Annotated in this window: 7 protein-coding genes; 2 read left to right on the plus strand and 5 right to left on the minus strand. The window is 39.8% G+C overall.

The genetic code is table 11. The annotated features are described in order from the left end of the window. Window positions 1-717: 717 nt before the first annotated feature. The 3 genes from Q0954_RS21510 to Q0954_RS21520 form a co-directional block, all read right to left on the minus strand. Window positions 718-2,010 carry a hypothetical protein gene (locus tag Q0954_RS21510; RefSeq protein ID WP_299460221.1) on the minus strand — a complete coding sequence of 431 codons (1,293 nt, stop codon included), beginning with the start codon at window positions 2,008-2,010 and terminating at the stop codon, window positions 718-720. A gap of 494 nt (window positions 2,011-2,504) precedes the next feature. Beyond that, a complete protein-coding gene (locus Q0954_RS21515; RefSeq protein ID WP_299460224.1) occupies window positions 2,505-4,157 on the minus strand; it encodes a hypothetical protein in 1,653 nt (550 codons plus the stop codon). A gap of 757 nt (window positions 4,158-4,914) precedes the next feature. Continuing rightward, window positions 4,915-5,712, minus strand: a complete 798-nt coding sequence (locus tag Q0954_RS21520; RefSeq protein WP_299460227.1) for a lipopolysaccharide assembly protein LapB — start codon at window positions 5,710-5,712, stop codon at window positions 4,915-4,917. A gap of 317 nt (window positions 5,713-6,029) precedes the next feature. Here Q0954_RS21520 and Q0954_RS21525 point away from each other — a divergent pair, with 317 nt between their 5' ends. Next, a complete protein-coding gene (locus tag Q0954_RS21525; RefSeq protein ID WP_299460230.1) occupies window positions 6,030-6,833 on the plus strand; it encodes an alpha/beta hydrolase in 804 nt (267 codons plus the stop codon). A 112-nt stretch (window positions 6,834-6,945) separates the two neighbouring features. On the opposite strand, the gene Q0954_RS21530 is transcribed toward Q0954_RS21525, so the two are convergent. Next, entirely contained in the window at window positions 6,946-8,103 is a 1,158-nt protein-coding gene (locus Q0954_RS21530) for a DUF4105 domain-containing protein (RefSeq protein ID WP_299460233.1), read from the minus strand. A 451-nt stretch (window positions 8,104-8,554) separates the two neighbouring features. Between Q0954_RS21530 and ade the strand changes: the two genes are divergently transcribed. Beyond that, entirely contained in the window at window positions 8,555-10,309 is a 1,755-nt protein-coding gene (gene ade / locus Q0954_RS21535) for an adenine deaminase (RefSeq protein WP_299460236.1), read from the plus strand. A 328-nt stretch (window positions 10,310-10,637) separates the two neighbouring features. Here the strand turns inward: ade and Q0954_RS21540 are convergent, their stop codons facing one another. After that, a complete protein-coding gene (locus tag Q0954_RS21540) occupies window positions 10,638-11,909 on the minus strand; it encodes a DUF819 family protein (RefSeq protein WP_299460239.1) in 1,272 nt (423 codons plus the stop codon). Window positions 11,910-11,924: the final 15 nt, after the last annotated feature.

Here is an 11,924-nt window from a genome sequence, read left to right on the forward strand (position 1 = left end):
TCTCCTCCGAGCTTATTCTACGGTTATTAATGACGCATTGTCCAGGGCTTAAAAGAACCGTGCAGGTGTTAAGTCGGGGGAATTAAACCAGCGAGCAAGGAAGTCGAAAGACTTCCCCCTATTAAAACTTTCAAGTCTCCTTCGGAAGACTTAAAAGAGCGGTGTGTCAAGCCTTCCCGCAGGGCGACTTGACACTATTGATGAATAGAAGTCTTCTGACTTCTCCTCCGAGCTTATTCTACGGTTATTAATGACGCATTGTCCAGGGCTTAAAAGAACCGTGCAGGTGTTAAGTCGGAGGAATTAAACTAACGAGCAAGGAAGTCGGAAGACTTAAAAGAGCGGTGTACCTCCCGCAGGGCGACTTGACACTATTAATGAATAGAAGTCTTCTGACTTCTCCTCCGAGCTTATTCTGCGATTATTAATAACACATTGTCCAGAGCTTAAAAGAACCGTGCAGGTGTTAAGTCGGGGGAATTAAACCAACGAACAAGGAAGTCGGAAGACTTAAAAGAGCGGTGTGTCTTTACCAATTGGTAAATTCCGCTGGGGCGGTCGAAACCCTAAAACAAGTCGTTTTTTGGATCTGTGAGGACACAAATCAGGGCGAAAAATAGTAGGGTAGAGTAGCCTTTGCTTGATACAGCACCGAGTTTACCCCTAAACAACTACAAGCCCCCTCATCTGTACCAATACAATGAGGCCAATCTCTGATTAAAAATCAGCTTCAATCATATAACTTTTACCGTTGTTGCCTACAATATGAAATATGTTGTTAAGCTTAAAAATATTGCTTGCAGTGCTTCCTGCATACTCGGTCAGGCGGGTAGAGGCAAAGGTGACAGGATTAAACACCGAAAAATAATGGGTAGAGTTGTCGTTGGCTTTTTTCGAGAAGTAATAAATTTGGTTATTGGCAGTAAACGTACTCAAGACAGTAGTTTCGGGCAACTTTCCCGATATGTTGGTGGCCAGGGTGAGTGTTTTGGCTACTGGTTCAAACCGATGGATTGCCTGGGCACTGTTGGCAAAGTTGGTCAATATGATATGTACCTTGTCGCCCGCCATTTGTGCCAAGGCTACTTGATCGTAGTTGTTGGTAATTGCTGTGTAGGTGTTAGTCACCTTTTGGGTGGCAAGGTCTATTTCCGACACATTCAAGTTTTTGTTTTGGTCATTGCCTGCAATGGTAGATATACTCACCACAAACAATTGATTGTTGGCTACAAACAGCCTTGTACCTTCAGCCTCTATAGTAGCATTGGCAGTGATGGCACCTGTGTCGAGGTTGATGTTATAAAAATGCCATTTCGATGCCTCAGGATAACCCACATAATACTGGCCGTTGAGTGTAAATGTGCTGGCAAGCTTGCTATCAAAAAATGCCCCTGCCAACGCAGATAGTTGATTTTCTTTTTTAATGCTCCACTCACCACTTTGCGGGTCATACTCCCATAAATAGAGCGATTGTGACGACAAGTTGCCTCCAATAAGGTAACCCTTGTCATTGGCAGCAAAACCCAGTTGGGTATTATTGCCAAATTGTGCCTGAGAACTATTGATAGGGGTGAAACGCCCCAGGGCATTGGCGGTCAAGGTGTTAAACTGTACCGTATCTGTTTGAATAGTAGTATCTGGCAGGGTGAGCAGGGCTGTAATGTAGTGAGTGTTGTTGGGCATAAGCCCGGTAGCCCTAAAGGGCAATACATCGCCTTGGGTAAAACTCTGGGTGCCAAAGTCTGCCAAAAATTCTACCGACAACGAAAGGTCGGGGTTGATACTGTGAACAAACCGAATACTGTAGGGAGTAGATACACCACTTTGGGTAATGTCTAATATAGCGCTGGCCTGGCTAGTAGCATAATAATCTGTTCTGAGGCTAATCTTAGGGTAAGCTACAGTAGAGCGAACCACTATTTCTTCTCGTTTTGGGGTACATTGCCATAGCAAAAAGGGCAAAAGTGTAATAAAGAAAAGGCTGGATGATCTTTTCAGTTTTTTTTTCATATTGTCGTGAAGTTATACTACTTAACCCTCTTGCTTAAGTGGGTGGTTTTGAGTGCAAAAGTAAAAGAGCTCAAGATAAGTTCTTAATCTTTTAAGATTATAAAAGTACAAGTGTATGAGGCATCGGGTAAAATGCTTGTTTTATTGAGTACAAATTGCGCCGCATACTGCGTGCTTGCCCTCAATTGGCTAAGCCATAAAGCCTTGCATACCTTGTAATCATCTGCAAAAATAAAGTATATCAGAAAAACTAAAGTGTGTAGGCACTATATTGTTTGAACAAACCCATAAAAACTAAAAGACTCACCCTGATTTTGACTTGTCGTCCAAAATTAGGGTGAGCACAATATATGTATGATGAGCCACTAACCAATAAACACATAACCCCACTGAAAATAAGCATATTATAAATCAACATACAAGTATGTATTGCTCTCTACAGTATTTTTATTTTCGCTGCATACAACTGCCACTTTTTGTGCCAGTATTGGTCTTTAAAAACTACATCCTGTAAAAGTAAAAGTGACCGTGAAAAAGAACCTTTGACCAATCACTACATCTTTGTTGTTGTAATTATATTGAAAGCCTTCATCTGAAAAAGCCACCGTTTCTACATTGCGAATACTGTTGATTGGCAGAAATCCTCGCCACTCATAATCAAACATTCTGATGTCTTGAATGGGAAGTGGTTGGGTCCATTGATCACGAAAGTGGGCAATAAAAAAGCATAAATCTTCTTGGCCAAACAAGGCATAAGGGCTCAGTTTATCTTCATAAGTATACTTTCTGAGCACAGTACCCAACTGGTTTTTTACTTCAGTTACGTTTCCTCTGGCATCATAAGTATAGAAGAATTCTATCCTGAGAGTTGTGGCGGTGATGTCTGAATAAAGCGCCCAACTTGTGCGCTGTCCCTGGGCGTTATAAGCAAACTTCCAAACCTCTATAAAATTATCGTCTTTGTTAGTAATTTGTATGGTAGTGAGCAAGTTGGCACTGTAAGTATAGGTATAGCGATACTTGATAACATTATCCAAAGTATATACCACCTCCTTGATGGTATTGTCGCCATTATAGTTTACTTTATAAAAAGAATTGGTGCGCTTGTGGTAACTAATGGTTTCGAGCCTGTTTTTCGTATCATACGTAAAAGTTTGGTCAAACGCTTTGGGTAAAGTGTTGGTCACAAACTCTATTTTCCCCAACTTACAGCTGTTACTAATACAGGGCTTTACCTCTACAGTAGAAGAATATCCAGAAACCTGATCCAGCCTTTTGGCACGTATACGGTAGTAATAAGTTTGCCTGAAATCAAGGGTAGTTACTTCATGTGATGTACCTGGCACTTCTTTGTCTTTATAACCTGGCAAAAACTCCTTAAACTCAGGGTCAGAAGCCACATCCAGCAAAAACAAGTTTACTTCAGGTCCCTCGTTTTTTTGCCAGTTGGCGGTAAAGAAAAAAGCCCGTTGATTGCTGGGTGCTTGAGGTATAGGTGCAGGCAAAGCATTGGTGGTCACAGACTGAATGTTTGAGTACTCAGACGATGATTGTTGTTGCTCTGCTTTTATACGATAAAAGTATGTTTGGTCAATCAATAAACCTTCTACCAGTGCGCTTGTGCCAGTGAGTTTGCTCATTGTTTTGACAATGTTGGTAAAGCTGTCATCAGTAGCTACTTCTAAGGTGTAGCTTAGAGCGAAAGGCATTTCTTTCCAATTGGCTCTAAAACTCAAGGGTTGAATATCGGTAGCCTCATAAGCCACAGGTTTGTCCAGACCAGTAGTAGTTACCTTAATTACATTAGAGCTTCGAGATGTTTGGTTAGAGATTTGAGCCCGTACCCGGTAATAGTAAGTAGAAGATGATTCGAGTGAGGTAACCACAATAGATGTTCCATCATCAACTGTTCTGTCTTTATAATTGGGCACAAACTCAGTAAAGTTTTCATCCAAAGCTACATCTATTTCGTAGCTGTTAGCGCCTGTTACTTTTTGCCAATTAGCGTTAAACCCTGCGGCATTAATTGATGTAGCATCTAGTGCTTTGGGTAATGGTAGTAAAAATTCTTTCTCGAATAACCTGCAACTATGCAAGATACAAGATAGACAAAGTAGTAGTAGAAATAGTTGTTTAAATTTTAGCATAATTACCTATTATATAGCAGTGTATGTAGCAGACCAGTTTGTACACTTGAATTAATAGTTCAGGCCTTTTAAGAAACGAGTTCTTTTACCTACATCGTATTTTCTAATGCATACTATTTTTTTTAAGAAAAAACGAGATTGGTTTCTAGTACCCCACTATGGCTATGCTCAATTTTTGAAGATCGTCAAAAAGCAAAACCTAGCCAATTTTCCACTTTACTTACTTAAGAAGCTAGGGTACTGGTAGAATGTATTGGAAGTGTATGGCTTGTTATTAGAAAAATATCAAAAAGCTTGATTGATGGGGTAAAACTAAATAAAGTACCTGGATGTAGTATTGAAACTTTATGATGCAATTATACTAAAAATGCTCGTAAAATACTTGCTTAATGTAATTAATTCGGTGATTTTTCATAAAAAAAGAGGTGCATGTCTTTCACTCTTTGCTTTGATAATTCCAGTAAAAATACAACTGAATGTAACAGCAATAGTCTACAACACCAACAGGTACAAGTCCTTAGATATCGATGCTTCAAGCTAAATACTGTTCCAAAGGCAACTCTATTAGGGAAGCCCACAGGATAGTACATTTTTGTTTTCTTAGATGTATTAACAAGCTTGTAAGCCACTTCATAACTGTTGACTTACGCACCTGAATAAAAGCATCAGCAAACAGAAATACCATCGTTTTCGAAAAAAAGCCCTACAGTAACCTTACTATAGAGCATTGACATATATTATATTTTTTGTATTTGTTTTAACTTCGGTTAATAATTTGGTTGAGCACAAACCTACTCATAGCGTCATTTGCCAGCGTTACATTACTATTCAAAATCAAATTACCCAAAATACCAATGGCTTCTTTAGTCTTGCCCTCTTTATCAAGTACCAATGCTTTGTTAATCAGTAAATTACCCTCTGTTTCTGCATCTGGATTTTGGGCCAGGCCAGTAGCTATTGCCTTCATTCTTTGGGTGCTGTCATCGTGCAGGATAGCAAGCTCTTTCCAGGCAGGGGCAAAGTCGGGGCATTTTTGAACTATAGAAGAAGCGATCTCTAGCTTTTCCTGTTCGTTGTCTGTCCATTCTATTTTAAGGTAAGCAAGGTACAAGCCAGGTGGAAACCGTCCATCAAGTTCACCTTCCAGGGCATAAATAGCTGTTTTGGCAGTAAAAAAACCACGAGGCTCCAGTTCATCAGTCAGTCGGTAATATTGAAGTGCTTGTTCGTAGTTTTTTTGCAGCAAATAAGTAAAAGCAAGGTCATACACTGGGTAAGGCCAATGGTCTGCCATTAGGCAAGTCTTTTTCAAAAGTTCAATTGCTTTGTCATAGTTTCCGTATTGTTGTCCTTCTTGTCGGGCTTTTTGATGAAGCTCAATGGCCTCAAAAGGAATTTGTTCTCGCCCTATCAACGCAAAGTCAACGTGTCCTTTGGTTACGTAAGCCAAGTCTTCGCGTGTAATACGATTTCCTTGTTCGTCCTCAAAAATAACATCATTACTCATAGTAGTTTGATTGATTAAAGTGTGATCGTCCAAACTAATAATACGCATTATTAAGACAATAAACAATTAGCAAAGAAGGAATTAATCCTGTGAACTCATCCCAACTTTTTATTTTTATAAAACTTGTTAAGTCCTAATGCTAAAATGAGATTTAATAACAAGCTTCTTTTATTAAATCTCATCTCTAGCTCAAGACTCGTCGAAACTCTAGCACCCCCTAAGGAAAAAGTTGAAATTCGCTCAAAATATTACTTTTAGAATAAAATTTGTTATTATTCGTTTATAATTGCAGAGTTAATGGTAATCAGCACAAACAACCAAATAAACATATTTGTTAGAGTTGTATTAAATCAAACATCAATTATATGTCAGACGAAGAATATCACATATTTACCGGAAAAGAAGAAGTCAAACGTCCCTCTAAATTATTATTATTAACAGAGCTGGGTCGGGCAAGCTTTGGACTGGGGGCTTATTTTATGTCGTTTCCCTGGCTACAATTCATGCCCAAAGGCGATGAACATCCGGTGTTGGTGCTTCCTGGCTTTATGACTACAGACACCACTACTGCCCCTTTACGCTTTTATCTCAAAAGCCGTAACTACACTCCTTACCGCTGGAGAATGGGGCGCAACCTTGCTAATTTTCACGAAATAGAAGAAAAAGTATACGATCGCTTGTTAGAACTCAAAGATATTCATGGTCGCAAGGTAAGTATTGTGGGATGGAGCCTGGGCGGAGTATATGCCCGCGAAATAGCCCGCCGTCACCCAGACGCTGTACGCCAGGTAATCACGCTTGGCTCTCCGTTTGGCGGAATCACCGGAGAAAACAACATCGAGTGGATCTATGAAATGGTCACAGGACGCAAGGTGTCTGAAGTAGATCACATACCTGAAGAGGTTGTATGTAATATCCCCAAAGCTCCTCCTGTACCTACCACAGCCATTTATACAAAAGGGGATGGAGTAGTGGCCTGGCAGCATTGTATGGAGAAAAAAGAAGGACCAATTACCGAAAATGTACAGGTAACTGGTAGTCATATTGGTTTGGGACACAACCCTGCCGTGCTTGCCTGTATTGCCGAGCGGCTCAATCAACGCGAAGGTGAATGGATTCCTTTTAAGCATACTACAATGGGTAAGTTGTTTTATTCACATTATTTTTAAACAAGCAACAAGCCTCAAGCAAAAAGCGACAAGTGTCTATAGTGATACTTATCGCTTTTTTACTTTAGTACTAATCCTATTGAACAACCACCACTACCTTGTTTCTACTTACCTAACGAGGCTTTTTGTTCAAAAATAAATGGTCAATTGACCGCACAATCATCAATAAGAAAATGGGAATGAGTGAGTAGTGAAATTGTTGTGGAAAAAATGACCAGGAAGCAAGCAACAATGAAGTCATAATGAGCATCATACCAAAAGTAAACTTGATCCGACGGTTGCGCCACACGGCAAAAGCCAGGTAAAAATATAAAGGGTTTGCCCACAAAGCATTAAGATTACGTTGAGTAGCGTCATGATCGGTAGCAAACCACATGAGCAATACAAAAATGCCTATAAAACCCGTAATTAGTAAAAAGAAACCGTCTAATACACGCTTTAATCGGTTACTCTTAATGAAGAAGGTAGACGCCAGTGCTATACCAAACAATGCCCAAAATATGTACAAGGGTTGATTAAAACCCGGATCTGGGCGGTCTATGGTATGAATGCCTTTTACCAAATAAGTGGGTTTACCCAATAAAGGTTCTCCATTAGGTTTTTTCCATTCGCTCATATTATAATATAAATAATAAGGCAAAAACATCTGGCTCAACACATCGGTTTTTTTGTCGGCAGGTAACCCCAAAATCAAGTCAATGCCTAAATCGAGCCAGGGCTGATCGGCAATGTATACATCCAACATATCACGAAAAGTGCTGTCTTTTTTGGGTGTGGGATAAGTAGGGTTAAATTCACGCTTGAGGATGTCTCGGATTTGAGTAGCACAATTATTATAGAAAAAATCGTACATGTAATACCGTTTATTCTCGTCGTTGTAGTTGTCTTTGAGTATTTCCAAAAAACGGGTTTTCTCGGCAGGACTCAAATTCAATTGCTGCTCTATTACTTCACGTTTGCCTTTTCTATATTCATATAAAAACTTGTCGGTAGGATAATACAACACCATATACTTAAGCATGCCTCTGGCAAATTTCACATAAAAATTGGGGGTATTAAAGTTAAAAATACCATAGTTATACACCCAGTCTATGCCTTTGACTGGATCGACCACCCGGATAGAAGTATGCCCAAAAGAAGCATACAGTGCCTCACCAGGAGCGCAAGTCAATATACTTACTTTGGTTTGAGGTGAAAAGGTAACATTTTGACTTTGGGTGCTCAAACTAATTACCCCCAGCATCAACAAAAAAACAAGGTTCTTTAACACGGCTTTTTTGGAAAAGTTAAAACTCTAAGAAATTTTGGTGTACACGACACACACCTTTCGCATTGAGGAATACCAACAAATCTCTGTATTCTCCCAAAGGCTACAAATATACAGGTACATCTTTAGGAAAAAAAGCTACTGTACGGCGTTTTATATCAATTCAAAAATGGTTTGATAAAAATCACCATACCAACCAATTACAGCAGGGAAACATGTAATTTTGAAGTTGCTTTATTTTTAGGTTTACTTTTTGCAGTGCAGTTGCGCATAAGAATACCCTTTTAGTAAGTAAAAATTAATCATTAGACCCTGTAAAATAAAAATAGGTGCTCTACCCTGCTAATATTACTATCTTATAATAATAATAATAAAAACACAAGGAGTGGGATCAACCATAGCATATATGTGCTCACAACCATTCCCCAAATAAAATCATTTAAAGCATTAAGCAATGTCACAAGCATTTTCGGTGAGGGGTAATTTGGTAGATATTACCGAAGAGAAAATTTACCCAGCCCAAGTTCAAGTTTTAGAAGGAAAAATAATATCTATAGAAAAAATAGAAACCCAGGAAAAACTGCCCTACCTGTTGCCTGGTTTTGTAGATGCTCATGTTCACATAGAGAGTTCTATGCTTACTCCAGCAGAGTTTGCCCGTATGGCGGTAGTACATGGCACAGTAGCTACTGTGTCTGACCCCCACGAAATAGGCAATGTAATGGGAGTAGAAGGGGTAGAATATATGATTGAAAATGGCAAGCGGGTGCCATTCAAGTTTTATTTTGGGGCACCATCGTGTGTGCCTGCCACTAAGTTTGAGACTGCCGGAGCTGAAATAACTGCAGAGCAGATAGATGAATTGATGAAAAAACCCGAAGTAAAATACCTTGCCGAAATGATGAACTGGCCAGGGGTTTTGTTCAAAGATGAAACTGTTTACAAAAAACTTGAAATAGCCAAAAAACACAACAAACCTATAGATGGGCACGCACCAGGGCTCAAGGGAGATCAAGCCAAACAATATATAGATGCGGGCATCAGTACCGACCACGAGTGCTTTACCAAAGAAGAAGCCTTAGACAAGTTGCGCTATGGCATGAAGGTGATCATTAGAGAAGGGAGTGCTGCCAAAAACTTTGAGGCATTGGTTGATCTTATTCATAACCACAGTGCCAATATGATGTTTTGCTCGGACGACAAACACCCTGATAGCCTGGTAGAAGGACACATAGACGCTTTGGTAAAACGTGCACTAAGCAAAGGCATCGATTTATTTAAGGTATTGCGGGTAGCTTGTGTCAATCCGGTAGCACATTATAACTTAGAGGTAGGACAACTCAAAGAAGGCGATACAGCTGACTTTATTATGGTAAAAGACCTAGAGGATTTTAATATTCTAAAGACCTATATCAATGGTGAACTAGTGGCTGAAGCTGGCGAGACTAAAATTGAGCATCTGCAAAGCGATATTATCAATAACTTTAATACTTCTCTCAAAAAAGTAGAACAGTTTGAAGTAAAAGCTAAAGAAGGCTACGAAAAAATATCGGTAATTGAGGTCATAGACGGTGAGTTGATCACGAAACGTTTGGATGTAGAGGCAACAATCAAAGACGGGGTGGTACAAACCGATATAGCCAATGACATTCTTAAAATAGTCGTAGTGAATCGTTATCAAGAGGCAGCTCCTGCCGTGGCTTTTATCAAAAACTTTGGTTTAAAAAGTGGTGCCATTGCTTCGTCGGTTGGACACGACTCACACAATATTATTGCAGTAGGAGTAGATGATGATTCTATATGTGAAGCCGTCAATGGATTGATCAAATCTAAGGGAGGGCTTTCAGCAGTACAAGGCGTAGAATCTGCGGTGTTGCCTTTGCCTATTGCTGGGCTTATGACAGGCGAGGATGGTTATGAGGTAGCCCAACAATATATCAAAATTGACCAGATGGCTAAAAAAATGGGTAGCAAGCTTATTTCGCCATTTATGTCTTTGTCATTTATGGCACTGTTGGTTATTCCAGACCTTAAACTCAGTGACTTAGGCTTGTTTGATGGGCAAAAGTTTGAGTTTATAGATGTGTTTGTTCAGGACGAAACAGCCGAAGATCAAGTAGAAGCCATTACCACAGAAGAAAACGAAGAGGTGATCAAAAATAGTTCAGAAGAAACTACCACCTCGGACGAAGAAGCTGTTAATAAATAAACTAAATCAATACTTTACAAAAAGCCTGATGAATGATCATTCATCAGGCTTTTTGTTTTGGCTCTTATAAAGAATTGGGCTTAAGGGTTATTGTATGCTTATGTTTGCTCTTCACTAAGGCAACCATTCCGATAAATCGAGAACTTCCATTGCATTACAGTAAGGGATTGCCCCTACACTTATCACTTTAATTTATACATAAATACCTGTATATCAGAGATTTTAAAAACTTTGTACACTCCTAAAATGTATCCGCAGGATGCTTAATAAGAGCCTAAAATGATACAGGTTTATGCTTACAAAACGGCTATCGACCGAACACTATGGACTATTCAGCAATGCTTTGCATAATAATGCCACAAAACCAAGCGCCATAAGTGCCTACAGCATACCCCAACACCGCTAGTAGTACTCCTACGGGTGCCAATGATGGATGAAAAGCTGACGCTACTACTGGAGCTGAAGCCGCACCACCTACGTTTGCCTGACTACCCACTGCCACAAAGAAGAAGGGGGCTTTGATAAGCTTGCCTACGGTTATTAATATGATGATATGCACCAACATCCAAATAATACCTATTAAAAATAAGCCTAAATTATTGAAAATAGCGGTAATATCCATTTTCATACCAATAGAGGCAATCAATACATACAACAGAAAACTCCCCATTCTTGAAGCACCTGCTCCTTCGTAATTTCGGGCTTTGGTAAATGAAAGTATCAAACCTAAAGTAGTAGCAATGACAATTAACCAGAAAAAACCTGAGGTAAGACTAAACTTGGCAAGGTGTGGAGCATTGGTCTTGACAAAAGGCGCAATATTATCAGCGCCAAAGTGGGCAAAAGCCACACAACCAAAGGCTATAGCCATAATGGTAGCAAGATCGGTAAATGTAGGAATTTTGGCAATGCTCGCCTGATAGTTTTCTACCTTTTCCTGCACCTCTTTAATGGCCGAACTATCAGCTTTGAACCAACTATCTACTTTGGTAGAAATACCCGCTCCGTACAGTAAAAATGCCATCCAGATGTTTGCTGTGATCACATCTACCGTAATCATTGCCGAAAATAACTTATCGCCCACGCCAAATACTTCTTTCATAGCTGTTTGGTTGGCTCCTCCGCCAATCCAGCTACCTGCCACTGTAGTCAAACCGCGCCATACAGCATCAGGACCAGCCCCGCCTACTACATCGGGGGCTATGGCACTCACAATCAATAAAGCCAATGGACCTCCAATAACAATCCCTATGGTTCCAGCAAAAAACATAATAACGGCTTTGCTTCCCAAACGACGAATGCCTTTAAAATCAATGCTAATAGTGAGCAACACCAAACTAGCTGGAAGCAAATAACGAGAAGACACAAAGTATAGTTTGGACTCTTCGCCTGAGATAATGCCTAAAGAGTTGAATACAGAAGGGATAAAGTAACACAGCAACAATGCAGGCACATACTTATAAAAGCCTTTAAAACGAGGACTTTGAGACGTTTGAAACACAAAAGCCAAGGTCATTAAAAGGATGCCCAACACTACGGCATCATTGGTAAATAGAGGCTTGGTGGTATTGGCCAGGATAGATAAAAATATATTGTTCATGTTTTGTTTGTTACT

Source organism: uncultured Microscilla sp. (assembly GCF_947493425.1).
In the GTDB taxonomy this organism is placed as follows: Bacteria; Bacteroidota; Bacteroidia; order Cytophagales; family Microscillaceae; genus Microscilla.

What these genes read in the sequence shown, in the direction of transcription:
- Q0954_RS21510 (WP_299460221.1), bottom strand. Translation starts at nt 2,010, where the DNA reads ATGAAAAAAAAACTGAAAAGATCATCCAGCCTTTTCTTTATTACACTT.
- Q0954_RS21520 (WP_299460227.1), bottom strand. Translation starts at nt 5,712, where the DNA reads ATGCGTATTATTAGTTTGGACGATCACACTTTAATCAATCAAACTACT.
- Q0954_RS21540 (WP_299460239.1), bottom strand. Translation starts at nt 11,909, where the DNA reads ATGAACAATATATTTTTATCTATCCTGGCCAATACCACCAAGCCTCTA.
- ade (WP_299460236.1), top strand. Translation starts at nt 8,555, where the DNA reads ATGTCACAAGCATTTTCGGTGAGGGGTAATTTGGTAGATATTACCGAA.
- Q0954_RS21525 (WP_299460230.1), top strand. Translation starts at nt 6,030, where the DNA reads ATGTCAGACGAAGAATATCACATATTTACCGGAAAAGAAGAAGTCAAA.
- Q0954_RS21515 (WP_299460224.1), bottom strand. Translation starts at nt 4,157, where the DNA reads ATGCTAAAATTTAAACAACTATTTCTACTACTACTTTGTCTATCTTGT.